A 26,668-nucleotide genomic window follows, 5' to 3' on the forward strand; every position below is an offset into this window, starting at 1 on the left:
GTATCGATGGAATCGCTTCGTCGATACGATGCGTTCGGGTATGGCGCATCCACCTGGCAGCACCTCTGAGAGGGGGCAGGGGCCATGCGAACGATGAGCCGCACCGGACTGGTGAGGGCCGGCCTCGGACTGGGCGCGGTCGGCGGCTTCGTCGGCAGCCTGCTGAGGGAACGGAGCGCTCTGACAGCCGCTCGCGACGTTGCGGGCGAAGGAAGCGAGGAACAGCCTTCATGGGACGTCGGCTTGTACCGCTCACGTTGGACAACCTTGAGGACCTTCCCAACCGCTGTCGCTCGTGTGTCTTCTGGGAACTGGACCCCGTCAGCGGTGAGGCCGCGGTAAAGGCAGGCACGGCCGCGCTGGAGAAGGAGTCCTGGATCTCAGCCGTTCTCCTGGACTGGGGATCGTGCGGCCGGGTCGTCTACGTCGACGACGTGCCGGTGGGCTTCGTCCTCTACGCCCCTCCCGCCTACGTCCCCCGCTCCACCGCGTTCCCCACGAGCCCGGTGTCGCCGGACGCCGTTCAGCTGATGACCGGTTTCATCATGCCCGGCTATCAGGGGCAAGGGCTCGGCCGTGTGATGGTGCAGACGGTCGCCAAGGATCTTCTCAGGCGGGGCTTCAAGGCGATCGAGGCCTTCGGCGATGCCCGCTGGAAGGAACCGGCCTGTGTGCTTCCGGCCGACCATCTGCTGGCGGTGGGATTCAAGACAGTACGACAGCACCCCGTCCATCCACGGATGAGGCTGGAGCTGCGGACCACGCTCTCCTGGAAGGAAGACGTGGAGATGGCACTGGACCGGCTGCTGGGGGCCGTGCAGAAGGAGCCTGCCCTTCGCCCGCTGTAGTGCGGAGAGGGAACCCGTACTCATACGAAAGGGCCGCCCCTGGCGGGTCGGCCCTTTCGTGTTTCACGTGAAACGTCACTCGGCGATGAAGTCCTCGAGGTCGCGAACGATCGCAGCCTTCGGCTTCGCACCGACGATGGTCTTGGCGACCTCGCCGTTCTGGTAGACGTTCAGCGTCGGGATGGACATGACGCCGTACTTGGCAGCCGTACCCGGGTTCTCATCGATGTTGAGCTTGACGACTTCGATCTTGTCGCCATACTCGTTGGCGATTGCCTCGAGCGAAGGAGCGATCTGGCGGCACGGACCGCACCAGGCAGCCCAGAAGTCCACCAGGACGGGCTTGTCGCTCTTGAGAACGTCCTGCTCGAAAGAGTCGTCGGTCACGTGCTTCAGGTCGGCCACGGCGGAGGCTCCTTTAACTGTTGTGCGGTGGGGTTGGGGGGGTCAGACAGAGGTCTTCTCGGGCTCGGCCTGCTCCTCGTCCGCGAGAGCGGCGAGGTAGCGCTCGGCGTCGAGAGCGGAGGAACAGCCGGTGCCGGCTGCGGTGATCGCCTGGCGGTAGGTGTGGTCGACCACGTCACCCGCGGCGAACACACCGGTGACGTTGGTGCGGGTCGAGGGGGCGGCGACCTCCAGGTAGCCCTCCTCGTCCAGGTCGAGCTGACCCTTGAAGAGTTCGGTGCGCGGGTCGTGGCCGATCGCGATGAACAGGCCGGTCACCGCCAGGTCGCTCAGCTCGCCCGTCTTCAGGTTGCGCAGCTTCAGACCCGTCAGCTTCTGGTCGCCCTGGATCTCAGCGACCTCGCTGTCCCACACGAACTTGATCTTCGGGTCGGCGAAGGCGCGCTCCTGCATCGCCTTGGAGGCCCGCAGGGTGTCCCGGCGGTGGACGATCGTCACGGACTTGGCGAACCGGGACAGGAAGGTGGCCTCCTCCATCGCGGTGTCACCGCCGCCGATCACGGCGATGTCCTGGTCCTTGAAGAAGAAGCCGTCGCAGGTGGCGCACCAGGAGACACCACGGCCGGAGAGCGCGTCCTCGTTCGGCAGGCCGAGCTTGCGGTGCTGCGACCCGGTGGCGACGATGACGGCCTTTGCCTTGTGCACGGTGCCCGCGGTGTCCGTGACGGTCTTGACCTCGCCGGTCAGGTCGACGGAGACGACGTCGTCCGGGACGAGCTCGGCGCCGAAGCGCTCGGCCTGGGCGCGCATGTTGTCCATGAGCTCCGGGCCCATGATGCCGTCCTGGAACCCGGGGAAGTTCTCCACCTCGGTGGTGTTCATGAGCGCACCACCAGCGGTGACGGCGCCCTCGAAGACCAGCGGCTTCAGCGACGCGCGCGCGGTGTACAGCGCCGCCGTGTAGCCGGCGGGCCCGGAGCCGATGATGATCACGTTACGGACGTCGCTCACGGCTTGTTTCCTCGTCTCTGGACTGCGTCGTCGGGCCGGGGGGAGTCCTTTCGGACTCTCACCCCACCCAACGGATCCTAAGGGGCGCGCATTCCCGCTGTGTCCGGGCACACGGAGGACGGCGCCGTCGAACGGCATGACGAAGAGGAGGACTGAGCGTCAGCCTTGCTGCCGGGTATACGACCGGGTCAGCAGAACCTTCGCCGTGGCGGACGACGGGTGGGTCACACAGGTCGCATCCACGATGTACGCGTTCACCTTGGTGCTGTCCGACAGGTCGGGGAGGACCACGAGAAGGGCGTGGGTGCCCTTGTAGGTGCCCTCTTTGGTCGCCAGTGCGGAGTCATTGCGTCCGATGCCGTTCAGGATGCACGGAGGAACCGACGGCGTGCGATCGATCTTCGGCGACATGATGCCGGGGTTTCCCTGGACACCGACGCTGCTCTGTGGGGCACTGGAGCCCTGTCCCGAGTTCTGCTCCTTCGCGAGGAGGTCGGAGACCTGCCGACCGAGTTTCGTCTCGGAGAAGGTGTCCGCCGTCGTGGTGTGCGGGCCACTCGCCTCGGGACGGGAGGGCTTTCCGTCGCCCAGAGTGGCGACCAACACAGTACCGAGTCCCAGTGCGGCAACCGCGAAGACACTGCCGAGGATGGCGGCCCTGCGGCGCCCGGTTCGTTTCCGGTCCTTGCGGCCCGGTCCGGTGGTCGATACCCGTGCACGGCCGGAAGGACGCTGCGGCGGTGCGGATGTTTCACGTGAAACATGGGTGCCGTCGTCCGCGTCCGTCAGGGATCGTGAGGCGGTGACGAGCGAGGGGGCGCCCTCGGTCTCGTGCACCGTGGCGTTCAGGAGTGCCTCGGCGGCCAGGGCGGCGTCGATACGCCCGGCGATGTCGGCAGGCATCCCGGGCGGCCCGGGGAACGTGCCGAGCAGCCCCCGGATCTCCTCCAGCGAGGCGTGGACGTCCGCGCAGAGCTCGCACTCGGTCAGATGCTGCCGTATGTCGGCGGTGCGGGCTGGGGGAAGGAGACCTTCGGTGAGGTCGGAGATCTCGGCGACGTCCGGGTGCCCGGCCATGTCCGTCGTGGATGTCACGCTCGCCCACCTCCGCCCTTCACAGCAGCTGAATCGCTTGGCCCGGTATCACGTGGACCGGCAGTCGGCGATCCCGCTGCCGGTGGGACGGATGTCCCCTGAGGTCGGTTCCGCCCCTCGCCCTGTTCCTTTCCGCTACCGGCGCTTTCCGGCCGCAGATGGGTGAGGAGCGGGAGGAGTCTGGCTCTGCCTCGGGCACAGCGGCTCTTGACCGTGCCGGTCGGAACGTCAAGTACCTGGGCGGCTTCGGCGACCGGGTAGCCCTGCATGTCCACGAGCACGAGGGCGGCTCGCTGGTCGGGTGGGAGGGTGCCGAGCGCTTCGAGCAGCTGCCGGTGCAGATCGTTGCGTTCCGCCGGCGCCGACGCTTCTTCGTGCGGCTCCAGCAGTTGCTCCAGCCGTTCGGTGTCGTCGACCGGAGTTGTCTTGCGAGAGGCCGCTTTGCGGGCACGGTCGAGGCAGGCGTTCACCATGATCCGGTGCAGCCAGGTCGTGACGGCCGACTGACCCCGGAAGGTGTGGGCGGCGCGATAAGCGGAGACCAGCGCGTCCTGAACGGCGTCAGCGGCCTCCTCGCGGTCGCCCAGCGTCCGCAGGGCCACGGCCCAGAGACGATCGCGATGCCGCCGCACAAGCTCACCGAAGGCGTCCGGGTCGCCCCCTACGTGGCGGGCGAGGAGATCCTGATCGCTTGTGTCGCCGTATGCGTTGTCATCTGCCATCGGACCCCCTCCCCTGAGATGTGGTTGTGGTGCCTCGTCAGCCGGTGAACTTCACGTCCGTGATCGCCTGCTTGTAGCCGGCTCCGCTGTAGTTGTCCCCCGGAGCCTTCGGCACGTCCGTGATCCAGAGCAGAACGTACTGGGTCTTCAGCTCCCGTGAGGCCCTCACCGCGAGAGAGGTGCCGCTCGTGGTCGCCTCTCCGATCTCCTTCATTGCGTCGATGGACGTCGAAGGGGACAGGGAGTCGGTGGCGTACAGGTGGACCGTGGTGTGGTCGCCCCCGTAGCGGAGCCCTATCGTCGCCGCCGAGATCGTCTGGGCGGAACCCAGGTCGTACACGATCCCCACACCCGGCTTGTACGGCGCGAGTTTGGGGCCGGCGTTGTAGCTCTTGGTCCGCCAGTACGTGGAGCTGTCGGAATCGTAGGTGTTCTTGACGTCCCCGGGCGCCTGGAGGGAACCCCCGACGGCGTACTCCTGGGCGTCCTGGATCTTCAGCGGCTTGACCGGCTTGATGTTGCCGCTGTTCTTGTCGTTGCCGTCGGTCGTCTGGGTCTTGTTGGTGTCGTCGGTCCTGTTGCCGCTGTCCATGAGGACTTCCGCGAGCTGCCAACTGCCCAGCCCCAACGCGGCGATGAGGAGGGCCGAGACGGCCCATTTCAGGGCCCTGCCGGTGCGGCTCTGCAGCGGTGCCGGAGGCGCCGGGACGGGCTGCGTGACGCCGGGGTGCGGCGCTGGACGTCCGTATGTGCCCTGCTGGTACGTCGTGCGCTGGTACTCGGGCGGCGTGGTGAACGCCGGCTCCGGTGGGCGGATGCGCGGCATCTCGCCGATCGCCTTCACCAGTTCCTCCGGCGTCGTGCAAGGGGACTCGTGGCGAGAGGCCGTCGCTCCGTCGTTGGCGAGCGCCCGCATGCTGAGCTCGGACAGGCCACGATGGACGCCGGCCCGCACCTGGTCGGGCGCGATCAGGCCGACGTCCTTGGGCAGCCCTGACAGCCCGTAGGCATCGCTCTCGTAGGGCCAACGCTGTGTCAGCGCCGCGTACAACAGGGCGCCGATGGCCTCCGTGTCGGTGCGCTGCGGGGTGTCGGAGCTGATGCCGCGCAGCGCCGCGTTCACGGCGAGGCCGCGGATGCGCCACTGGCCGCTCGACGTCCGCAGCACGGCGTTGGGGTTGAGGCGCAGATGGGCGAGGCCTTCGCGGTGCGCGGCTGCCATGGCCGCCGCGATCTGACTGACCATCTGGTAGGCCTCGTAGACCTCCAGCGGACCGGGTGCGAGGAGTGTGGTCAGCTCGACGGCGTCGGGGAGCCATTCGTGGACGACGTAGACGAGGTCGTTCTCCTCCACCGCGTCCAGCACCTGAACGAAACGCGGGTCTCCGAGCAGGGCCGAGGACCTGGCGGCGGCCAGCACGGAACGGGCCCGCGCATGGTCCGCGGGCAGGATGTGGACGCCGACGGCACGGCGGAGCTTCTCGTCCACAGCGCGCCAACTGCTGAATCCGTCCAGACGGGTGACGCATTCCTCGAGCCGGTACCGTCTGGCGAGCTTGTGACCGCTGTGCAGCTCGGGCGGTGAGGCCTTCCCGGAACCGTCGGTCCCGCCACTCCCCTGTGCCTCGTCGATCTCCGTGTCCCGCTCCCGGTTCTGGGCCACCCCGTCGGCCGTGGACTGGTCCGCCTCGGCGGTCAGCGGCTTGTCGCCGCTGTTGTCTGCCACGTCGACGGCAGCCGTGCTCCGTTCCGCCACCGTCGTTCCTGCCTCCCCAATCCATCGCGCGCCGACCGACTTCCGTGCGCGCCGTCCGACGCCGAAACCAATTGTGCCCACAGTCCGCCGCTATGCACGACACACGGTGGCGGACGATGGTTGTGCGCGTACCCCCGCGTCAGCGCCCCAGACGCCCGCGGACCATGCCGACCAGTGAGTTCAGTTCCTCGATGCGCATCTTGCGTGCGGCGACGAAGAAGATGCCGAGCAGAAGTGCTCCGCCGACCAGCAGTGACGCGAAGGAACCGACGACGCCCTGGCCGAGCGTGTGGCCGATCGCGTAGCAGGCGGCGCCACTGAGGACCGCCGCGGGCACCGAGGCGATGCAGAGCCTGGCGTACGTCCGCAGGACACGCACCCCGTCGAGGTCGCCGCCCAGCCGCTTGCGCAGCCGGTTCCAGGCGACACCGACACCGATCGCGTAGGCGAGACCGTAGGCGGCGGCCATACCCGCCACGGCCCATCGGCTCGGTAGCACGAGGTAACACAGCGCGGAGGCGCCCGCGTTGACCGCGGCCACGATGACCGTGTTGTAGAAGGGGGTCCGGGTGTCCTCGTACGCGTAGAAGGCGCGCAGGACGACGTACTGCACGGAGTAGGGGATCAGGCCGAGGGCGAAGGCCATGAGCATGAAGCCCATGTTGGTGGCTTCGCTGATGCCCGAGGAACCGAAGATCAGGGTGCACATCGGGATGCCGAGGGCCAGGAAGCCGAAGGAGATGGGGACGATCGCGACGGCGGTCGTCCGCAACCCCTGGGAGATGTCGTCGCGGACGGCGCCCGTGTCGTTCTCGGCGGCGGAGCGGGAGATCCGCGGGAGCAGGGCCGCCATCAGGGAGACCGTGATGATGGCCTGCGGCAGGCCCCAGATGAGCTGGGCGTTGGCGTAGGCGGCGAAGCCGGTGCCGTCGACCGGGGACTCCTTGCCGGCCGCGGTCGACAGCTGGGAGACGACGATCGCGCCCGCCTGGTTGGCGAGGACGAAGAGCACGGTCCACTTGGCGAGCGTGGCGGCCTTGCCGAGGCCGTGGCCCCTCCAGTCGAAGCGCAGCCGCAGCCGGAACCCGGTCTCGCGCAGGTAGGGGATCATCGCGAGGGCTTGGACCACCAGGCCGAGCAGCACGCCGAAGCCGAGCAGTCGCTGGCCCTCCGGCGGGATGTTCGTGACCTTCATGCCGGAGTGCGCTGCGGTGCCGTACACCCAGATGAACAGGCCGAGAGTGACGATGATGACGATGTTGTTGAGGACCGGGGTCCACATCATCGCGCCGAACTTGCCCCGCGCGTTGAGGATCTGGCCCATCACCACGTGGATGCCCATGAAGAAGATCGAGGGCAGGAAGTAGCGCACGAAGGTGATGCCGACCTGGTTGGCCGCCGGGTCGCTCGCGACCGGGTCGGACAGCAGGCGGATCAGAAGGGGCGCGGCCGCGATCGTGGCCGCGGTGAGCAGGGCCAGCGCCACCATCACGAGGGTCAGCAGCCGGTTGGCGAACGCCTCGCCGCCATCCTCGTCCTCCTTCATCGCCCGCACCAGCTGCGGCACGAAAACAGAGTTGAGGCCACCGCCTACGGTCAGGATGTAGATCATCGTCGGCAGCTGGTAGGCCACCTGGAAGGTGTCACCGAGCAGCCCGACGCCGAGCGCCGAGACGATCAACGCCGAGCGGACGAAGCCGGTGAGGCGGGACACCATGGTGCCGGCGGCCATGACGGCACTGGACTGCAGCAGTCCGGACGCGCGGCCGCCCTTCTTGGCGGCCGGAGACTGAGCAGTCTCCGGGGTGGGGGCCGGTGTGGCCACCAGGTTCATCGTCTGGTCGTCCATCGGAACCGCGGCCGCGGGGGCCTGCGCTCCCGGAGCCGTTGCCGGAGCCGGGACGGTGAACTGCTCGGACGCGGGGTGGGTGCCGCTCTGCTGCTGGTCCCGGAAGAGGTGGGCGAAGACGTCCGGCTCGCCGCGTTCCTCGCCGGCCCGCGTCACCAGGTCGTCGACGCCGACGTACTGGGTCGTGCGCGGGTCGTCGCCGTGGGGCAGCAGGTGCTGGGCGGGGCCGTCCGGCTCCGGCGCGGGCGTCTGTGCCCATACGTGCGGGTCGGGTGCGTACGGGGACTGGGGCGGCTGTGCGTACAGCGGCTGCTGCGGCTGGTACGTGCCGGGAGGCGGCGGGGGGTGCACTGCGCGGTCGTAGAGCGCCTCGGCGACCGGGTCCTGGGCCGCGAGGTCCTGCGCGCGGTAGGGGTCCCGGTCGTAGGCGTCCTGGAGGTACATGTCGGCCGGCGGCTGCGGCGGCACCTGGCCGGGCTCTGGCGGCGGGCCCTCGGGGTAGCCCGAGCTGCCCGCGGCCTGTCCGCGGTCATCCTCGTACGGCGCGTTCATGGTTACCCCACCTCATCGTCCCGGGCCCACCGGCCACGACATCCTCAACGGTCCACTCTCTCACCCGTGCCGGACGGGTCGGTGCTTTCCGCTGCGGTGTCCGGTGTCGGGTCACTCGGCTGCTCCGGCTCGTCTGCCCGGGCATCGGTGCCGGACTCCTCCTTGAGACGGTCGGCGGGGCCCTCCGGGTTCTCCGGCCGGTCGGGGCCCTGGTCCGTGCCGTTTTCGGGACCGGTGTCCTCGGCCTCACGGGCGGCCGCACGCTTGCGCTGGGTGTACATGCGGAAGCCGGCGAGGACGAGCAGGAGGAAGCCGCCGCCGATGACCAGCATCACGGTGGCGGTGAACTGTGTGACCTTGACGTCGAAGGAGACCGGGCCGCCGTACGCCTGACCGTCCTCCGTGTACAGCTGGGCCACCACCGTGGCCTGGCCGTTGGCCTTGGCTGACGTCGTGAACTTGACCGTCTGGCTGTGCCCGCCGTTGACCGTGATGGGCTGTTCGTCGTAGGCCTTGCCGCCGATCTGGAGGCGGGTGGGGCTCGTCGAGGTGAGGCGCAGCACCAGGTGGCCGACGCCCTGCACCAGGTTGTTCTGCACGGTGACGGGAATCGTGGCGCTGTGTCCGGACAGCTTGGTGTCGGACTTGTCGATCAGCTTGACCTGGCCGGTCAGGACGGAGAGATGGGATTCCACGCTGCTGCGGAAGTCCTGCGCGGCATCCGGGCGGACTCGCCAGGACGTGGACATCTCGCGGTTCATGGCTCGCCCGAAGGGCGTGACCACCCGGGACTCGTTGGTGAGGATCACTCGGAAGTTGTCGAGCCGGTCCTCGGTCCTCGCGATCTGCTCGAAGGCGGAACGTGGCAGCTCCTGCTTGCGCAGGGAGGACGGGTACGCGGAGGTCGACGGCACCTTCGTGGTGGCCTCGGGATCCGGCTTGGCCTTCGCGGCCGCCGTGAGCTTCTGGGACTGCGACCAGTTGCCGCCCTCGAGTGCCGTCACCGCGTCGGCCATCGCCTGCGCCTGGCGGGTCGTCGGCACGCGCTGCGGGGCGACGACGACGCTGCGTTGCCTGTCCGTCTGGCCGTTCAGTTCCAGGCTCTGGGCGAGAAACTCCTGAACGGCCAGCGTGGACGCGGAGGCCCTGGTCAGATCACCTTCGAAGGCCGTCGACAGACGGGCGTCGGCCACCACCGCCGTGGTGCCGCCCCCGATCGGCCGGGCCGCTGAGGGGGTGTACGTCAGGTTGCCGGTCTCCTGGAGGCTGTCGCTGCGGGCGATCACCTGATCGGCCCCCGCGGAGGTGGCGACCTTCACGATCGACGGGTCGACGGCACCGTCCACAGGCCAGGCGAAATCAGTGGTGGGCGTCACATGGAGCACCGTCTTCACCGTGGTCGCGGCGACGTCGGTGGCTTCGTTGAGATGGCTCAGGGAGCCGGTGACGCTCGTGCCGTTGTGGGCGAGGGAGGCCAGGTCGGGGTCGGCGAAGGGAAGAGCGACGACCTCGTTGTCCGCCACCGCCCGCTGCAACTCGGCGAGCCACTGCTTGGCGACCGCCTGGTGCGTGCCCACGGTGGTGGTGCCGTTTGCTGCCTGGATCCGGTAGCTGCCGGTCATCGCGTCGACAGAGGCCAGCAGGTCGGGGTCGATCACCCAGGTCACATCGAGGTCCTTGCCCAAGGAGAGCATCTCGTCCAGGCGGCCGCCCGGGGAGATCTCCTTGGCGAGGTCGTCGTTGAGGAAGACCGGGGTCTGCTGTTCGTTCGATCCCGTCTGCGCGGTCATGTGGACGTTGGAGATCAGCGGCCACAGGAACGTCGTCTTCGTCTTCGTGTTCGCGGCTTCGGGCTGCCACGGCAGGAAGGTCCGCTCGACGCCGAGCACCTGGTCCCACGGCTGTGCGGAGGACTGTCCGGACAGTGACACGGCGAACTGGTAGACGCCGTTGCCACCGAGAGACAGCTTGTCGACGGGCACCGAGATACTGAAGGGCTCGGGGACGCCCGGGGTGAGCTCGGCGAACTGCTCGACGTACTTGCCGCCGATCTCCGGGCCGATCGCTCCCTGGACGCTGTCGCTGTTCTGGGCGGTGTTGTCGATCGCGGAACGCGTACTCAGTTCGGGGCCCACCCGGACTCCCACGTGGGCGTCGGTGACCGCCTGCCGGCCGTTGTTCGTCACCGTGCCGGAGACCGTGACGGTGTCGCCGTCGGTGGGGACCTGGGGCGTCAGGGAGTCCAGGGAGACCGCCACCGAGCCCGGACCGGATGCGGCCTGCGAGGAGGTCCGGGCCCCTGCGTCCGCGGACCCCATGGCGGGCAACTGCAGCAGGCCGACGAGGAGCGGCACACCGGCCAGCAGGGCCCCGGAACGCCGCAGCCAGCGACGGGCAGGTGAGGGACACGTCCCCTGGAAGTCTGCCGCCTCGGCCACGCGCTCGCCCGTCCCTCGTCGTCGTCAGTGGTCGTCGCAATGTGCGTCCACGCATGGTAACGATGCGCGCTGAGGGGAAGTGCCGCGGACTGCTCCACAAGATCGGAACACAGGAGCGGCATGCCCGATTTGTGCCTTTATAAAGGCAGCGGGATTGTGCACGTTCAATGGAGGCGCTCTCGGTCGCCCAAGCCACGTACCCTCTTCTGTTGTGCCGAACGCCAACGAAGACAACGCCAGTGCCCTGAGCGAGGTGCCGCACAGCATGCCGAGTGAGCCGCTGTCGGTGGCCCCTGTAGCCGTCGACCTCGCCCGCCGATTCCAGGAGGCCGGGTTCTCACTCGCCCTGGTCGGCGGCTCGGTCCGGGACGCGCTGCTCGGCCGGCTCGGCAATGACCTCGACTTCACGACCGACGCGCGTCCGGAAGACATCCTCAAGATCGTCCGGCCGTGGGCGGACGCCGTGTGGGAGGTGGGCATCGCCTTCGGCACCGTGGGCGCTCAGAAGGAGGCCCGTGTCGGAGACGCTGTCAAACGCTTTCAGATCGAGGTGACGACCTACCGGTCGGAGGCTTACGACCGCTCCTCACGGAAGCCTGAGGTGTCGTACGGCGACTCGATCGAGGAGGACCTGGTCCGGCGTGACTTCACCGTGAACGCGATGGCGCTCGCGCTTCCGGAACAGAAATTCATTGATCCGCACGACGGGCGGGCGGACCTCGCAGCTCGCGTCCTGCGTACGCCGGGCACCCCGGAGGCCTCCTTCTCCGACGATCCGCTGCGGATGATGCGTGCTGCGCGTTTCGCGGCTCAGCTCGACTTCGAGGTGGCCCCGGAGGTCGTCGCGGCGATGAAGGAGATGGCGGGACGTATCGAGATCGTCTCTGCCGAGCGGGTACGGGACGAACTCAACAAACTGATCCTCTCCGACAATCCGCGCAAGGGCCTGACCCTGCTGGTCGACACCGGCCTCGCCGACCATGTCCTTCCCGAATTGCCGGCTCTGCGGCTGGAGAGCGACGAGCACCACCGGCACAAGGACGTCTACGAGCACACGCTGATCGTCCTGGAGCAGGCGATGGCACTGGAGGAGAACGGCCCCGACCTGATCCTGCGTCTCTCCGCTCTCCTGCACGACATCGGCAAACCGCGCACCCGTCGCTTCGAGAAGGACGGGAGGGTCTCGTTCCATCACCACGAGGTGGTCGGAGCGAAGATGACGAAGAAGCGGATGACGGAGCTCAAGTACTCCAACGAGCTGGTGAAGGACGTCTCGCGTCTGGTCGAACTTCACCTGCGCTTCCATGGCTACGGCACCGGTGAGTGGACGGACTCCGCGGTCCGCCGGTATGTCCGTGACGCCGGGCCACTCCTCGAGCGTCTGCACAAACTCACCCGCTCGGACTGCACGACACGGAACAGGCGCAAGGCAACAGCGCTCTCCCGGGCATACGACGGTCTGGAGGAGCGCATCGCCCAGCTCCAGGAACAGGAGGAACTGGACGCCATTCGCCCGGACCTCGACGGCAACCAGATCCAGGAGATCCTGGGCATCGGCCCTGGTCCTGCCATCGGCCGCGCGTACAAGCACATGCTGGAACTGCGGCTGGAGAACGGGCCGATGGAGCACGACGCGGCGGTGGCCGCGCTGAAGGAGTGGTGGACCGAGCAGTCGTGATCCGTGGAACGGCCGCATGTTTCACGTGAAACATGTCGCGCTGGGCGCGTAGGTGGGGCGGTGTTTCACGTGAAACACCGCCCTCTCGTCATCCTCTTGCTCTTTGACACTCAAACCGACTCCGTGGCCTCCGCGGGAGGACTGTCAGCGCCCAGGCGCGCCATGGCCCCCGCAGTCAAGCCATAGACAACAGCAACCGACAGGACCAACATGGCCGAACGGCCGTCCGGTGGAAGTATCACGGCCGCCACCGCGGCGGCGCCCACGAAAGCGATGTTGAACAGGACGTCGTAGACGGAGAAGATCCGCCCGCGGAAGCCGTCGTCCACAAAGGACTGCACGATCGTGTCAGTCGCGATCTTCGCCCCTTGAGTGGTCAGCCCCAGGACGAACGTCGCAACGAGCATGGGACCGACAGCGAACGGTAGTCCGAGGGGAGGCTCCAGGACGGCGGCCGAGGCAGCGCACACGATGATCCAGCGGCCGGGACCGAGCCTTCCAGCGGCCCAGGGGGTCACGACGGCCGCCGCGAAGAATCCGGCGGCGGACGTCCCCAACGCAAGTCCCAGCAGCCGCAGCCCGTCGTCCGGGTTGGAAGAGAACGTGTAGCGGCACAGCATCAGCAGCATGACCAGCAGGACGCCATAGCAGAACCGCATGATCGTCATAGTGAGAAGCGCCCACCCGGCTTCACGGCGTGCCGGCGCGGCCAGATGTCGCACACCGGCCGCCAGGGAGCGTGCCGTACCTGCGACCGCTGTCGTGAGGCGGGGCTGCCCCGACTCGGCTTCCGGGCCGAGCAGTTCCGGAGCGAGACGGAGGGAGGCGAGCGCCGCGCACAGGTACAGGACGGCGCCGAGCAGCACCACGGCCGCGTCGGAGTCGGCCACCACCAGCCGCACCAGGAAGGCGAGGCCACCACCGGCGGTCGCGGCGAGTGTCCCTGCTGTCGGAGAGAGGGAGTTGGCCATTACGAGACGCTCGTCGTCGACGACACGAGGCAGCGCTGCGGACAGGCCCGCGAGGACGAAGCGGTTGACGGCGGTGACGCAGAGCGCCGAGACGTAGAAGAGCCAGTCGGGAACGTGGCTGAGAATCAGTACGGCCGTCGCCGAGGCCATCAGGGCGCGCAGCAGATTGCCGTGGAGGAGGACCTGGCGGCGGCGCCAGCGGTCCAGGAGGACGCCGGCGAAGGGGCCGACCACGGAGTACGGGAGTAGCAGCACCGCCATCGCGGAGGCGACCGTGGCGGCCGAGGTCTGCTTCTCCGGAGAGAACACCACGTAGGCGGCGAGCGCTATCTGGTAGACGCCGTCGGCGCCCTGGGAAAGCAGTCGAACGGCGAGCAGACGTCGGAAGTTCCGGAAGTGGAGCAGGACGCGCAGGTCACGGACGACGGCCATGGGGCACAGCCTCACATACGGGGTGGGTCCCCGGGTCATGGAACCCGGGGACCCACAGAGCCCTGGCAGGAGCGTTTTCAGCGAGCCGGTCGGCTAGCGCTCGACCTCACCCTTGATGAACTTCTCGACGTTCTCGCGGGCCTCGTCGTCGAAGTACTGGACCGGCGGGGACTTCATGAAGTAGCTGGAGGCCGACAGGATGGGACCACCGATCCCGCGGTCCTTGGCGATCTTCGCCGCACGCAGGGCGTCGATGATGACGCCGGCGGAGTTCGGGGAGTCCCAGACCTCGAGCTTGTACTCCAGGTTCAGGGGGACGTCACCGAACGCGCGGCCCTCGAGGCGGACGTAGGCCCACTTGCGGTCGTCGAGCCAGGCAACGTAGTCCGACGGACCGATGTGGACGTTCTTCTCGCCCAGGTCCCGGTCGGGGATCTGGGAGGTGACGGCCTGGGTCTTGGAGATCTTCTTGGACTCGAGGCGGTCGCGCTCGAGCATGTTCTTGAAGTCCATGTTGCCGCCGACGTTCAGCTGCATCGTGCGGTCCAGGATGACGCCGCGGTCCTCGAACAGCTTCGCCATGACGCGGTGTGTGATAGTCGCGCCGACCTGGGACTTGATGTCGTCACCGACGATGGGGACGCCCGCCTCGGTGAACTTGTCCGCCCACTCCTTGGTGCCGGCGATGAAGACCGGGAGGGCGTTGACGAAGGCGACCCGCGCGTCGATGGCGCACTGGGCGTAGAACTTCGCCGCGTCCTCGGAACCGACGGGCAGGTAGCAGACCAGGACGTCGACCTGCTTGTCCTTGAGGACCTGGACGACGTCGACCGGCTCCTCGGCGGACTCCTCGATGGTGAGACGGTAGTACTTGCCGAGACCGTCGAGGGTGTGGCCGCGCTGGACCGTGACGCCGGTGTGCGGCACATCGGCGATCTTGATGGTGTTGTTCTCCGAGGCGCCGATCGCGTCCGCGAGGTCGAGGCCGACCTTCTTGGCGTCGACGTCGAACGCGGCGACGAACTCGACGTCGCTGACGTGGTAGTCACCGAACTGCACGTGCATCAGGCCGGGGACCTTCGACGCCGGGTCGGCGTCCTTGTAGTACTCGACTCCCTGCACCAGCGACGCGGCGCAGTTGCCCACGCCGACGATGGCTACGCGAACCGAACCCATTCCGGTTGCTCCCTGTGTGTACGAGTGAGGCCCTGACCGGGCGCTCACGTGGCGGTGTCGTCGGGCGTATCCGGCCCGGGGGTGTCCCCGAGCCGGGGCAGGACGCCCGGCGCTCCAGATGTGGTGTCGTGCCGACTGGGCCCCCCGGAGGCTGGGCCCTTGAGGTCCCGTCCGGCTCGCTCGCTCTCGATGAGCTCGTTCAGCCAGCGCACTTCGCGCTCCACGGACTCCATCCCGTGGCGCTGGAGCTCGAGCGTGTAGTCGTCGAGGCGCTCCCGGGTGCGGGCGAAGGAGACACGCATCTTCTCCAGACGCTCCTCCAGCCGGCTGCGGCGGCCTTCCAGCACGCGCATGCGTACGTCGCGCGACGTCTGTCCGAAGAAGGCGAAACGGGCGGCGAAGTGCTCGTCCTCGTACGCGTCGGGGCCTGTCTGCGAAAGCAGCTCCTCGAAGTGCTCCTTGCCCTCCGCCGTCAGCCTGTAGACGATCTTGGCGCGACGCCCTGCGAGTGGTGCGGCGAGGGCGTCCTCAGGAGCGTTCCCCGACTCCTCGATCAACCAGCCGTTGGCGACCAGCGTCTTGAGGCAGGGATACAGCGTCCCGTAGCTGAACGCGCGGAACACCCCCAGTGACGTGTTGAGCCGCTTGCGCAGCTCATAACCGTGCATGGGGGACTCGCGGAGCAGGCCGAGGACGGCGAACTCGAGGATCCCGGACCGCCGGCTCATCCCCTCGCCTCCTCGTCTCTATCTCGCTCCGATGTATCGACTCGATACATCAAGACGATAGAACGGCCTTCCGGATGGGACAAGTGGGGAGACGGTGAACGGGATCACACCACTTATTCATTCGAGGCAAGTTGTCTGATTTGGTGCGAAGTTCGGGGGTCGGCGGGTTTTGACGGTGCGTAGTCTGTGCGCCATGCACACCACCGGGAACCGAGTGACGCAAGGGGGCGTCCTCGTCCGAGGTGCCGTACGGGTGAATGCGGGATCGACCACATCCGTACTTCGGGGGGACCGGAAACCAGCCGCCGTTTCCAGGCGCGCAAGGGTGCGCCTGCCCGAGGAGTAGTCGTTCGATGAGCGAGCACCGTCGCAAACCGCCGCAGCCGCAGGGAGGCGGACGTGCCGCGGCCCGACGCGGCCAGTCCGGCTCGTCCTCCGGCCGCCGCGCGGCACCGCGGGGCGCCACCGGGTCTCCAGCCGATTACGGCCTGGGCCAGGGGTCGACTGACGAGGAGCGGTCGTACAGTGGCCGCGCCGAAGCCCGCCGCGCGGCACAGAGAACTGGAGGAGGCCGCCGCAGAGCGGCCGAGCCGGCCCGCGCAGGTCGACGCGGCGCGCCCCCACCCGGTCGGGGACGGCCGGCCGGCCCCGTCAAGAAGCGGATCATCGACTACCCCCGTGCCGGAAGGTACGGCGTGGCGCGCTGGGTCCCGTCCTGGAAACTCATCACCGGACTCTTCATCGGGTTCTTCGGCACGTTGGTGGCTGCCGCCGGCATCGCCTACGCCATGGTGGGTGTTCCCGACCTCGCGAAGACGGCGACGGCCCAGAACAACGTCTTCTACTGGTCCGACGGCAGCGAGATGGTCGCCACGGGTGGCGAGACCAACCGGCAGATCGTCAACCTCTCGCAGATCCCCAAGGAGATGCAGTACGCCGTCATCTCCCAGGAGAACAAGACCTTCTACACCGACAGCGGCATCGACCCGAAGGGCATCGCCCGCGCCGTGTTCAACATGGCCCGGGGCGGTGAGACCCAGGGCGGCTCGACCATCACCCAGCAGTACGTGAAGAACGCGATGCTGAACGACCAGTCGCAGACGATCTCCCGCAAGCTCAAGGAGATCTTCGTCTCGATCAAGGTCGGCACCACGGTCTCGAAGGACGAGATCATGGCCGGGTACCTGAACTCCGCCTACTACGGCCGTGGGGCATACGGAATCCAGGCGGCCGCACGCGCTTACTTCAACAAGGACGCCGTCGATCTGGACCCGGGTGAGTGCGCCTTCCTGGCCGCGATGCTGAAGGGCGCCACGTACTACGACCCCGCGGGCGCGACGTCCTTCGACCCGGCGGCCACTCCCCAGGCCAACCAGAAACGCGCCTTGGCGCAGATGCAGGACACCCTGAACAAGATGGTCCAGTACGGCCATCTGAGCGCTGCGGACCGGGCCAGGTACACCCAGCTCCCCGCCTGGCAGAACCCGCGCTCCAACAACAAGCTGAGCGGCCAGGTCGGCTACCTCGTGGACCTCGCCAAGGCGTACCTGATCAACAACACCAAGATCTCCGCCGACGACCTCCAGAAGGGCGGCTACTCGATCTACACGACCTTCGACAAGAAGAAGGTCAAGGAGCTCGAGACCGCGGTCACGAACGTCCAGAAGGCCAACATCAAGCCCAAGGAACGCCCCAACACAGACACGCACGTCCAGTTCGGCGGCGCTTCGGTCGACCCGGCGACCGGTGCCATCAAAGCCATCTACGGTGGTGAGGACGCGACCAAGCACTTCACCGACAACGCCGACCAGACCGGTGCCCAGGTCGGTTCGACCTTCAAGCCGTTCGTGCTCGCGGCGGCGATGCAATGGGGTGTGCGCGACAAGAGCCTCGGTGCGGAGCAGGCACAGGACGAGCGGACCCAGGTCTCCCCGAAGAGCCTGTACAGCGGCAAGAACAAGCTGAAGATCAAGGACTACGACGGGACGATCTGGAAGAACGAGAAGGGAGAGGAGTGGCTGCAGACCAACGACGGCAACGAGTCGTACGGCAATCCGCCCGACTACCAGATCGACCTGCGCGAGGCGATGCGTGAATCGGTGAACTCCGCCTATGTGCAGCTCGGCATGGACGTCGGCCTGGACAAGGTCAAGGAGGCGGCCATTGCAGCCGGCCTCAAGACGAACAGCCTGGCCGGCACCAGCTTCCCGTCCTTCTCCATCGGTATCTCCGACCCGAGCGCGATCCGCATGGCCGGCGCGTACGCCACCTTCGCGGCCAGCGGCCAGCAGCGTGATCCGTTCTCGGTCACCAAGGTCACCAGCAAGGACGGCACGGTCTTCACGCACACGGACACGCCCAAGGAGGCCTTCACGCCGGCCGTCGCCAACAACGTCACCGACGTGCTGCGGACCGTGGTCGACAAGGGCACGGGTACCGCCGCGCAGCTGCCCGGCCGGCAGGTCGCCGGCAAGACCGGTACCACCGACGGCAACAAGTCCGCCTGGTTCATCGGCTACACCCCGCAGCTGTCCACGTCGATCACGATGTTCCGCTACAACGACGACGAGACCCAGAAGAACCGCACATTCCTCGAGATGTACGGAACGGGTGGCCAGAAGAAGATCCACGGCGCTTCGTTCCCGGCTGAGATCTGGCACGACTACATGGCAGAGGCCTTGCAGGGCACGCAGTCGAAGGACTTCCCGACACCTGATCCCATCGGCCAGGTCGTCAACGACGTGCCGAGCCCGAGCCCCACACCGACGGCCAGCAACACCCCGAAGTCGAGCCCCACGCCGAGCCCGACGCCCAGCCAGACGCTGACCAGCCCGAGTCCCTCACCGAGCCAGACCTGCCGCTTCAGCTGGCAGTGCACCACCGGCGGAACGAACACGGGTGGCACTGACGGTGGGGTGACCTCCTCGCCGACGGCGACGGACACCTCGGGGACCGGCAACACCAGAGGTAATGGCAATGGAGGCCTCTTCGGGGGCCCGGGAGGCTGACCGCCAAAACGCCCAGCCGGGGTGTTTCACGTGAAACAAGCACAAGTTTCACGTGAAACAGGGGCCGCCGCGCCTGAGAGGGTGGGGCGGCCCTCGGCGTATTCCCAGACATGTACGGCAGGATGTGCGACATGCCCAGCGCAGAATCGACGCAAGCGAACGTGCACGGATCGGATCCGGTACGGCCGACCAAGGAGGACAAGGTCGCCGCGTCCGGCAGCGAGCTGATCGGCGGTCCCCTCGGGCGGCGTGCCTTGCTCGGGACGTCCTGGTGGACGCCCGTCCGGGTCGTCGCGCTCGTCGCGATCGGCATGTTCGCTCTTGGGATGATCCAGAAGGCCCCCTGCTACAACAGTGCCTGGTTCTTCGGGGCCAGCTCCCAGTACACGAAGGCCTGTTACTCGGACATCCCCCACCTCTACCAGGGACGCGGTTTCGCGGACGGGCTCGTGCCGTACTTCGACAAGCTCCCCGGTGATATGCCCTACCTCGAATACCCGGTGCTGACCGGCGTGTTCATGGAGGTGGCGGCCTGGCTCACACCCGGCAGCGGAAGCATCCAGGACCAGGAGCAGTGGTACTGGATGGTCAACGCCGGAATGCTCATGGTCTGCGCGGCGATCATCGCGGTCTGCGTCGCCCGGACCCATGGGCGCCGGCCCTGGGACGGTCTGCTGGTCGCCCTGGCACCCGCCTTCGCGTTGACCGCCACCATCAACTGGGACCTGCTGGCGGTCGCTCTGACGGCCGCGGCGATGCTGATGTGGTCCCGGAGTCGCCCCCTCGCCTTCGGGGTCCTCCTGGGGCTTGCCACGGCCGCGAAGCTCTATCCTGTGTTCCTTCTGGGGCCGCTGTTCCTGCTGTGCTGGCGGGCAGGGAAATGGCGGGACTTCGGCAAGGCGTTGGGAGGCACGGTCGTCGCCTGGCTCGTCGTGAATCTCCCGGTGATGTACTTCGCCTGGGACGGCTTCGTGCAGTTCTACAAGTTCAGCCACGACCGGGGCGTCGACTTCGGGTCGTTCTGGTTGATCATGGCCCAGAACTCAACGGATCCGCTGACCACTGCCACGGTCAACAACCTGGCACTGGCGCTGGTGGTGCTGTGCTGCGTGGGCCTCGCCGTGCTCACGGTGACCGCACCCCGTCGCCCGCGCTTCGCGCAACTCGCGTTCTTGATCGTCGCCGCGTTCATTGTCACCAACAAGGTCTACTCGCCGCAGTACGTCCTGTGGCTGGTCCCACTCGCCGTTCTGGCCCGGCCCAAGTGGCGGGACTTCCTGATCTGGCAGGCCTGCGAGGTCGTGTACTACCTGGGCATCTGGATGTACCTCGCCTACACGACCAGTGGGGACGCCCACAAGGGCCTGCCGCAGGTCGGCTACCAGTGGGCCATCGCTGTACATCTGCTGGGGACGCTGTACCTGTGCGCCGTGGTCGTACGCGACATCCTCATGCCTGAGCGGGACCCGGTGCGCCGGTCTGGGGACGACGATCCGTCAGGCGGTGTCCTGGACGGTGCGGAGGACGTCTTCGTCGTCGGCGCCGCGGCTCGTCCGCCCCGGCCCGCGGCCTACCTCGAAGGGCCTCCGGTGGAGTGGGGCGGCCATGGAACGCCACCCTCCAGGGGCAGTTCGCTCTGAGCGAACGGGATGTGTGAGATCCACACCTGAGGCCGTACACGGAAGCCCGTGTACGGCCTCAGGTCCGTCTGTCCCCGGATCGCTCAGCGGTCGACGATCCGGTCGAACTGCGTGGTGGTGTGGCGCAGATGCGCCACCAGTTCCTCGCCCACCTTCGGCTCGGGCGCGTCGGAGGGCACGAACAGGATGGAGACCTGCATGTGCGGTGGCTCAGCGAACCAGCGCTGCTTGCCGCCCCAGACGAACGGAGAAAGGTTCCGGTTCACGGTGGCGAGACCGGCCCTGGCGACGCCCTTGGCGCGCGGCATGACGCCGTGCAGGGCCTTCGGGGCCTCCAGGCCCACCCCGTGCGACGTACCGCCGGCCACGACGACCAGGAATCCGTCCGAGGCCGCCTTCTGCTGGCGGTAGCCGAAACGGTCCCCCTTGGTGACGCGGGTGACGTCCAGGACCGCTCCGCGGTACTCGGTGGCCTCGTGGTCACCCAGCCACAGCCGGGTGCCGATACGGGCACGGAAGCGGGTCTGGGGGAACTGCTGCTGCAGCCGGTGGAGTTCCTCGGCCTTGAGGTGGCTGACGAACATCGTGTGCAGCGGCAGCCGGGCGGCGCGCAGGTGGTCCATCCAGCCGATGACCTCCTCGACGGCGTCCGAGCCGTCGGTGCGGTCCAGCGGCAGATGGATGGCGAAGCCTTCCAGCCGGACGTTCTCTATGGCGGCGTGCAGCTGCGGCAGTTCCTGGGCGCTGATGCCGTGCCGCTTCATCGAGGACATCACCTCGATGACCACACGGGCGCCCACGAGGCCGTAGACGCCGTCCACCGACGACACCGAGCGGATGACCCGGTCGGGCAGCGGGACGGGCTCCTCGCCCCGCCGATAGGGCGTGAGCACCAGGAGGTCACCGCCGAAGTAGTCCTTGATGCGGGCGGCCTCGTACGTGGTGCCGACGGCGAGGATGTCGGAGCCCAGCCGCGTGGCCTCCTCCGCCAGCCGCTCGTGCCCGAACCCGTAGCCGTTGCCCTTGCAGACCGGGACCAGGCCCGGGAACTGCTCCTGCACGTGCTTGTGGTGCGCCCGCCAGCGCGCGGTGTCGACGTAGAGCGTGAGCGCCATGGCCGGACCTGGAACCTTTCTGGTCGCTGCGGTGTGTCGGAGGTGTGGAAGCTATTGAAGCGAAGGACGCGACGTCAGCGGCGCGACATGTAGATGTCGAGCGCCTTGTGGAGCAGCTTGTTCAGCGGGAAGTCCCACTCGCCGAGGTACTCGGCCGCCTGGCCGCCCGTGCCCACCTTGAACTGGATCAGGCCGAAGAGGTGATCGGTCTCGTCCAGCGAGTCGGAGATGCCGCGCAGGTCGTAGACGGTCGCGCCGAGCGCGTAGGCGTCGCGCAGCATCCGCCACTGCATCGCGTTCGAGGGCCTGACCTCACGGCCGATGTTGTCGGAGGCGCCGTAGGAGTACCAGACGTGCCCGCCGACGATCAGCATGGTCGCCGCCGACAGGTTCACCCCGTTGTGCCGGGCGAAGTACAGCCGCATCCGGTTCGGGTCCTCGGTGTTGAGTGCCGTCCACATACGCTGGAAGTACGACAGCGGGCGGGGCCGGAAGTGGTCGCGGACGGCCGTGATCTCGTACAGCCGCTGCCATTCCTCGAGGTCCTGGTAGCCGCCCTGGACGACGTCGACGCCGGCCTTCTCGGCCTTCTTGATGTTGCGCCGCCACAGCTGGTTGAAGTTCTTGTGGACCTCTTCCAAGGAGCGGTTGGCCAACGGCACCTGGAAGACATAACGGGGCTGAACATCACCGAAGCCGGCCCCGCCGTCCTCACCCTGCTGCCAGCCCATCCGACGCAGCTTGTCGGCGACCTCGAAGGCGCGCGGCTCGATGAAGTCTGCCTCGATGTCGCGCAGCCGCTTCACGTCCGGGTTCTGGATGCCCTGCTTGATGGAGTTCGCTTCCCAGCGCCGGATGATCACCGGCGGTCCCATCTTCACCGAGAAGGCGCCCTGGTGCTTGAGGTGCGCGAGCATCGGTTCCAGCCACTCGGTCAGATTCGGCGCGAACCAGTTGATGACCGGTCCCTCGGGCAGATAGGCCAAGTAGCGCTTGATCTTGGGCAGTTGCCGGTAGAGGACGAGTCCCGCACCGACGAGCTCGCCGGTCCTCTCGTCGAACCAGCCGAGGCTCTCGGAACGCCACTCCGCCTTGACGTCCGCCCAGGCCGGAACCTGCATGTGGCTCGCCGACGGCAGGCTCTGGATGTACGCCAGATGCTGCTCGCGACTGATCGTCCTCAGGGTCAGGCTCATTCGGGGCGCTCCTCGGGCTGGTGTGTCCCCATGGGGTCAGGGGCTCCGGCTCTCGCGCCGAAGCCTACTGCGCCTTGCGAGCGCCCCGGCTGGACGTACGGAACCCGCGCCCCGGCCTATGGGCCGCCGAGGCGTTCCGTCATGCTTTGTATCGAGTTGAAGAGGGAACGGTGTCCCAGGCGTCAGCTGATGACCCCGCCGAAGAGGCCTCCGTGCGCCATGCCGAGGAAGAAGCCGACCGCCGAGGCGCCGAGGCCCAGGATGAGGCCGAAGCGTTCGCGGGTCGTCTCCGAGATCCACTGCCCGTAGGCGCCGGTGAAGATCCCCACCAGGCCGGCCCAGGAGCTGAGCAGGTGCAGGTTGTGGAAGAAGCCGGTCACGAACGCGATCACACCGAGCACCAGGGTCACCGCGAGCAGCGTGTCCTGGAGCGGGTGGGGCTTTCCGTCCGTGGCGAAAAGGCCTCCGGCGGTGTTGGGTCGCAATGCCTGTGCCATGGGGCACCTCCTGCGAAAGGCGGCGCATCGTAGCGCCATACACACCCGATGTGTACAGACTGACGGTCCCACGGGCCGGATTTCAACCGGAAGCCGCTGTGCGGGTAGTCTGTACCGTCTGCATGGGTGTCTGCCCAGGCCCGGTCGGGTAAACCGCGAGGTCACCCCCGATTGTCAGTGGCGGCCGATACCTTTGCCTACGCATCACAACCCTCCTGCCACGGAACGACCGTGGCCGCTGAGTCCGAAGGAGGTGGGTTCCACATGCGTCACTACGAGGTGATGGTCATCCTCGACCCCGATCTGGAGGAGCGCGCTGTCGCCCCCCTGATCGAGAACTTCCTCTCCGTCGTCCGCGAGGGCAACGGCAAGGTCGAGAAGGTCGACACCTGGGGCCGTCGTCGTCTCTCGTACGAGATCAAGAAGAAGCCCGAGGGCATCTACTCGGTCATCGACCTGCAGGCCGAGCCTGCGGTCGTCAAGGAGCTCGACCGCCAGATGAACCTGAACGAGTCGGTCCTCCGGACCAAGGTCCTCCGTCCCGAGACCCACTGAGCTCTCCCGCTCAGCTGATCTCGGGATTCGAGTAGCAGCACAAGCAGCCAGCAGCAAACCCGCCGAGAGGTTCCCCATGGCAGGCGAGACCGTCATCACGGTCGTCGGCAATCTTGTCGATGACCCCGAGCTGCGCTTCACCCCTTCCGGTGCGGCGGTCGCGAAGTTCCGTGTCGCGTCCACTCCCCGCACCTTCGACCGTCAGACGAACGAGTGGAAGGACGGCGAGAGCCTGTTCCTCACCTGCTCGGTCTGGCGGCAGGCGGCGGAGAACGTCGCCGAGTCGCTCCAGCGAGGCATGCGCGTCATCGTGCAGGGCCGGCTGAAGCAGCGGTCCTACGAGGACCGTGAGGGCGTCAAGCGCACGGTCTACGAGCTGGACGTCGAGGAAGTCGGCGCCAGTCTGCGGAACGCCACGGCCAAGGTCACCAAGACCGCCGGCGGTGCCGGACGCGGTGGCCAGGGCGGTTACGGCGGCGGTGGCGGCCAGGGTGGCGGCGGCTGGGGCGGTGGCCCCGGTGGCGGCCAGCAGGGCGGCGGCGCTCCTGCCGACGACCCCTGGGCGACCGGCGCTCCCGCCGGTGGCAATCAGGGTGGCGGTGGCGGCGGCTGGGGTGGAAACTCCGGCGGCGGTGGCGGCGGCTACTCGGACGAGCCCCCCTTCTAGGCCTCGGGCCGGAGGGCGGGTCGTACCCCAACTTCTTGATCACACAGGAGAAACACCATGGCGAAGCCGCCTGTGCGCAAGCCGAAGAAGAAGGTCTGCGCTTTCTGTAAGGACAAGGTCACGTACGTGGACTACAAGGACACGAACATGCTGCGGAAGTTCATTTCCGACCGCGGCAAGATCCGTGCCCGCCGCGTGACCGGCAACTGCACGCAGCACCAGCGTGACGTCGCCACGGCCGTCAAGAACAGCCGTGAGATGGCGCTGCTGCCCTACACGTCCACCGCGCGCTAAGGGAAGGGTGACCGACTCATGAAGATCATCCTCACCCACGAGGTCTCCGGTCTCGGTGCCGCGGGCGACGTCGTTGACGTCAAGGACGGTTACGCTCGCAACTACCTGATCCCGCGGAAGTTCGCTATCCGTTGGACCAAGGGTGGCGAGAAGGACGTCGAGCAGATCCGTCGTGCTCGCAAGATCCACGAGATCCAGACCATCGAGCAGGCCAACCAGGTGAAGGCCCAGCTCGAGGGCGTGAAGGTCCGTCTGGCCGTCCGCTCCGGCGACGCCGGTCGTCTCTTCGGTTCCGTCACCCCTGCCGACATCGCCTCGGCGATCAAGGCTTCCGGTGGCCCCGAGGTCGACAAGCGCCGCATCGAGCTGGCCGCCCCGATCAAGACCCTGGGCGCCCACGAGACGTCCGTACGTCTGCACCCCGAGGTTGCCGCCAAGGTCAACATCGAGGTCGTCGCGGCGTAACGCTGCGCTCGGCTTGAACGGCTGAGAGAGGGGCCACCCCACAGGGGTGGCCCCTCTTCGGTGCTACCCCTCCCTCGGGACAGGCTCCGGGATGTTTCACGTGAAACCGGGGCGGTGGGAGTCCGGGGGCGGGTTTACCGGCTCGCGCCCGTCACCAGCCAGCGGCCCGAGCGGGCCCGTAGCCACAGGGTCAGCATGCGTACGGTCATCATCAGCGTCATGGCGGCCCACAGGGCCGTCAGGCCACCATCGAGCGAAGGCACGAGCAGAGCGACCGGCGTGAAGACCGCGAGGGTGGCTAGCATCGCTCCTGCCAGATAGGGGCCGTCCCCCGCGCCCATCAGCACGCCGTCGAGGACGAAGACGATGCCGCAGACAGGCTGGGAGAGTGCGACGATCACCAGGGCGGGCAGGGCGGTGTCCCTGACCAGGGAGTCACTGGTGAACAGCGGTAGGAACACCGGCCTTGTGATCACGACGAGAGCACCGAGGACGACGCCGACCGCGATTCCCCACTCCACCATGCGACGGCAGGCCTGACGGGCTCCCTCTGCGTCGTCTGCACCGAGATAACGTCCGATGACGGCCTGCCCGGCTATCGCGATGGCGTCGAGAGCGAAGGCCAGAAGACTCCACAGGGAGAGGATGATCTGGTGGGCCGCCATGTCCGCGTCGCCGAGCCGGGCGGCGACAGCAGTGGCGATCATCAGGATGGCCCGGAGGGACAGAGTACGGACCAGCAAGGGCACCCCTGCCCGGGCCGAAGTCCTGATCCCGGCGAGGTCGGGACGCAGCGAAGCACCCTGCCTGTGGGCGCCGTGGACGACCACGACGAGGTACACCGCTGCCATGCCCCACTGCGCGATGACGGTTCCCCAGGCGGAACCTGCGATGCCGAGGCCGACGCCATAGACGAGACCTGCGTTGAGGGCGGCGTTGGCGACGAAGCCGGCCACGGCCACATAGAGCGGTGTCCTGGTGTCCTGCAGACCACGGAGCACTCCGGTGGCGGCGAGGACGACGAGCATGGCCGGGATCCCGAGGGCGGAAATGCGCAGATAGGTGGTCGCGTAGGGGGCCGCCGTGTTCGAGGCACCGAAGAGGTCCACGAGGACGCGCGCCGTGGGCAGGACGACGGCAATGACGGCTGCGCCCAACAGGAACGCGAGCCAGATGCCGTCCATGCCCTGACGGATGGCGGCCTGGAGGTCGCCGGCGCCGACCCGTCGGGCGACCGCCGCCGTGGTGGCGTACGCGAGGAAGACGAAGATGCTGACTGCGGTCGTGAGGAGTGCCGAGGCGACGCCTAGACCCGCTAGTTGTGCGGTGCCGAGGTGGCCGACGATCGCGCTGTCGGCCATGACGAAAAGGGGCTCGGCGACGAGTGCGCCGAAGGCCGGGACGGCCAGCGCGACGATCTCTCGGTCGTGCCGGCGCCGGGCGGCCCTGGGAGTCGCGGGAGCCTGTGTCATGTGCATCAATCTAATCGTCCACAGGTAAGAGATGCAATGCTCTTCTGGTCCTTACGGGTTGTGCAGGGGTGAGCTCTTTTGTGCGCCGTTCGAACCGA

22 protein-coding genes are annotated in these 26,668 nt (G+C 67.6%); 8 read left to right on the forward strand and 14 right to left on the reverse strand.

All coding sequences use genetic code 11. The features are described from left to right. Nucleotides 1–230: 230 nt before the first annotated feature. Nucleotides 231–848, forward strand: coding sequence for a GNAT family N-acetyltransferase (locus ACIRVK_RS21040; RefSeq protein WP_404249146.1), 618 nt, complete (start codon nucleotides 231–233; stop codon nucleotides 846–848). A 75-nt stretch (nucleotides 849–923) separates the two neighbouring features. Here the strand turns inward: ACIRVK_RS21040 and trxA are convergent, their stop codons facing one another. The 7 genes from trxA to ACIRVK_RS21075 form a co-directional block, all read right to left on the reverse strand. After that, on the reverse strand, nucleotides 924–1,253 hold the full coding sequence (trxA, locus tag ACIRVK_RS21045) for a thioredoxin (RefSeq protein ID WP_404249148.1): 330 nt from the start codon (nucleotides 1,251–1,253) through the stop codon (nucleotides 924–926). A 42-nt stretch (nucleotides 1,254–1,295) separates the two neighbouring features. Next, nucleotides 1,296–2,264 carry a thioredoxin-disulfide reductase gene (gene trxB, locus ACIRVK_RS21050; protein WP_404249150.1) on the reverse strand — a complete coding sequence of 323 codons (969 nt, stop codon included), beginning with the start codon at nucleotides 2,262–2,264 and terminating at the stop codon, nucleotides 1,296–1,298. A gap of 159 nt (nucleotides 2,265–2,423) precedes the next feature. Continuing rightward, nucleotides 2,424–3,359, reverse strand: a complete 936-nt coding sequence (locus ACIRVK_RS21055) for an anti-sigma factor family protein (RefSeq protein ID WP_404249152.1) — start codon at nucleotides 3,357–3,359, stop codon at nucleotides 2,424–2,426. Beyond that, nucleotides 3,356–4,081: an RNA polymerase sigma factor SigM gene (sigM, locus tag ACIRVK_RS21060; RefSeq protein WP_404249154.1), complete on the reverse strand. Its 726-nt coding sequence runs from the start codon at nucleotides 4,079–4,081 to the stop codon at nucleotides 3,356–3,358. The genes ACIRVK_RS21055 and sigM overlap by 4 nt, the downstream gene beginning before the upstream one ends. A gap of 37 nt (nucleotides 4,082–4,118) precedes the next feature. Then, nucleotides 4,119–5,837, reverse strand: a complete 1,719-nt coding sequence (locus tag ACIRVK_RS21065; protein ID WP_404249156.1) for a serine/threonine protein kinase — start codon at nucleotides 5,835–5,837, stop codon at nucleotides 4,119–4,121. Nucleotides 5,838–5,976: 139 nt separating this feature from the next. Beyond that, nucleotides 5,977–8,238: a murein biosynthesis integral membrane protein MurJ gene (gene murJ, locus ACIRVK_RS21070; protein WP_404249158.1), complete on the reverse strand. Its 2,262-nt coding sequence runs from the start codon at nucleotides 8,236–8,238 to the stop codon at nucleotides 5,977–5,979. Between the two features lie 44 nt (nucleotides 8,239–8,282). Next, entirely contained in the window at nucleotides 8,283–10,676 is a 2,394-nt protein-coding gene (locus ACIRVK_RS21075; RefSeq protein WP_404249160.1) for a DUF6049 family protein, read from the reverse strand. Between the two features lie 211 nt (nucleotides 10,677–10,887). Here ACIRVK_RS21075 and ACIRVK_RS21080 point away from each other — a divergent pair, with 211 nt between their 5' ends. Then, a complete protein-coding gene (locus ACIRVK_RS21080; protein ID WP_404249162.1) occupies nucleotides 10,888–12,354 on the forward strand; it encodes a CCA tRNA nucleotidyltransferase in 1,467 nt (488 codons plus the stop codon). A gap of 110 nt (nucleotides 12,355–12,464) precedes the next feature. Here ACIRVK_RS21080 and ACIRVK_RS21085 read toward each other — a convergent pair whose 3' ends face one another. The 3 genes from ACIRVK_RS21085 to ACIRVK_RS21095 all read right to left on the reverse strand — a co-directional run bounded on the left by ACIRVK_RS21085 (nucleotide 12,465) and on the right by ACIRVK_RS21095 (nucleotide 15,661). Next, nucleotides 12,465–13,757 carry an MFS transporter gene (locus ACIRVK_RS21085; protein ID WP_404249164.1) on the reverse strand — a complete coding sequence of 431 codons (1,293 nt, stop codon included), beginning with the start codon at nucleotides 13,755–13,757 and terminating at the stop codon, nucleotides 12,465–12,467. Nucleotides 13,758–13,850: 93 nt separating this feature from the next. Then, the gene (locus ACIRVK_RS21090) at nucleotides 13,851–14,933 is read right to left on the reverse strand and encodes an inositol-3-phosphate synthase (protein WP_404249166.1); all 1,083 of its coding nucleotides are present in this window, start codon (nucleotides 14,931–14,933) and stop codon (nucleotides 13,851–13,853) included. 44 nt (nucleotides 14,934–14,977) lie between these two features. Beyond that, nucleotides 14,978–15,661 carry a helix-turn-helix transcriptional regulator gene (locus ACIRVK_RS21095; protein ID WP_404249168.1) on the reverse strand — a complete coding sequence of 228 codons (684 nt, stop codon included), beginning with the start codon at nucleotides 15,659–15,661 and terminating at the stop codon, nucleotides 14,978–14,980. Nucleotides 15,662–16,014: 353 nt separating this feature from the next. Here ACIRVK_RS21095 and ACIRVK_RS21100 point away from each other — a divergent pair, with 353 nt between their 5' ends. Further along, nucleotides 16,015–18,669, forward strand: a complete 2,655-nt coding sequence (locus ACIRVK_RS21100; RefSeq protein WP_404249170.1) for a transglycosylase domain-containing protein — start codon at nucleotides 16,015–16,017, stop codon at nucleotides 18,667–18,669. A 131-nt stretch (nucleotides 18,670–18,800) separates the two neighbouring features. Then, entirely contained in the window at nucleotides 18,801–20,309 is a 1,509-nt protein-coding gene (locus ACIRVK_RS21105; RefSeq protein WP_404249172.1) for a glycosyltransferase family 87 protein, read from the forward strand. 83 nt (nucleotides 20,310–20,392) lie between these two features. Here the strand turns inward: ACIRVK_RS21105 and ACIRVK_RS21110 are convergent, their stop codons facing one another. The 3 genes from ACIRVK_RS21110 to ACIRVK_RS21120 form a co-directional block, all read right to left on the reverse strand. Then, nucleotides 20,393–21,424, reverse strand: coding sequence for an alanine racemase (locus ACIRVK_RS21110; protein ID WP_404249173.1), 1,032 nt, complete (start codon nucleotides 21,422–21,424; stop codon nucleotides 20,393–20,395). 74 nt (nucleotides 21,425–21,498) lie between these two features. Further along, nucleotides 21,499–22,620 carry a peptidoglycan bridge formation glycyltransferase FemX gene (gene femX / locus ACIRVK_RS21115; RefSeq protein ID WP_404249175.1) on the reverse strand — a complete coding sequence of 374 codons (1,122 nt, stop codon included), beginning with the start codon at nucleotides 22,618–22,620 and terminating at the stop codon, nucleotides 21,499–21,501. A 182-nt stretch (nucleotides 22,621–22,802) separates the two neighbouring features. Beyond that, a complete protein-coding gene (locus ACIRVK_RS21120; RefSeq protein WP_404249177.1) occupies nucleotides 22,803–23,117 on the reverse strand; it encodes a hypothetical protein in 315 nt (104 codons plus the stop codon). A gap of 264 nt (nucleotides 23,118–23,381) precedes the next feature. Here ACIRVK_RS21120 and rpsF point away from each other — a divergent pair, with 264 nt between their 5' ends. The 4 genes from rpsF (at nucleotide 23,382) to rplI (ending at nucleotide 25,098) form a co-directional block, all read left to right on the forward strand. Further along, nucleotides 23,382–23,672: a 30S ribosomal protein S6 gene (gene rpsF / locus ACIRVK_RS21125; RefSeq protein ID WP_005482942.1), complete on the forward strand. Its 291-nt coding sequence runs from the start codon at nucleotides 23,382–23,384 to the stop codon at nucleotides 23,670–23,672. A 76-nt stretch (nucleotides 23,673–23,748) separates the two neighbouring features. Then, entirely contained in the window at nucleotides 23,749–24,339 is a 591-nt protein-coding gene (locus ACIRVK_RS21130) for a single-stranded DNA-binding protein (RefSeq protein WP_404249179.1), read from the forward strand. A 57-nt stretch (nucleotides 24,340–24,396) separates the two neighbouring features. After that, a complete protein-coding gene (gene rpsR, locus ACIRVK_RS21135; RefSeq protein ID WP_003949403.1) occupies nucleotides 24,397–24,633 on the forward strand; it encodes a 30S ribosomal protein S18 in 237 nt (78 codons plus the stop codon). A gap of 18 nt (nucleotides 24,634–24,651) precedes the next feature. Next, the gene (rplI, locus tag ACIRVK_RS21140; protein ID WP_389072879.1) at nucleotides 24,652–25,098 is read left to right on the forward strand and encodes a 50S ribosomal protein L9; all 447 of its coding nucleotides are present in this window, start codon (nucleotides 24,652–24,654) and stop codon (nucleotides 25,096–25,098) included. 134 nt (nucleotides 25,099–25,232) lie between these two features. On the opposite strand, the gene ACIRVK_RS21145 is transcribed toward rplI, so the two are convergent. Beyond that, nucleotides 25,233–26,570, reverse strand: coding sequence for an MATE family efflux transporter (locus ACIRVK_RS21145; RefSeq protein WP_404249181.1), 1,338 nt, complete (start codon nucleotides 26,568–26,570; stop codon nucleotides 25,233–25,235). Nucleotides 26,571–26,668 lie beyond the last annotated feature (98 nt).

This window comes from Streptomyces sp. NPDC101152, from assembly GCF_044768275.1.
Taxonomy (GTDB): domain Bacteria; phylum Actinomycetota; class Actinomycetes; order Streptomycetales; family Streptomycetaceae; genus Streptomyces.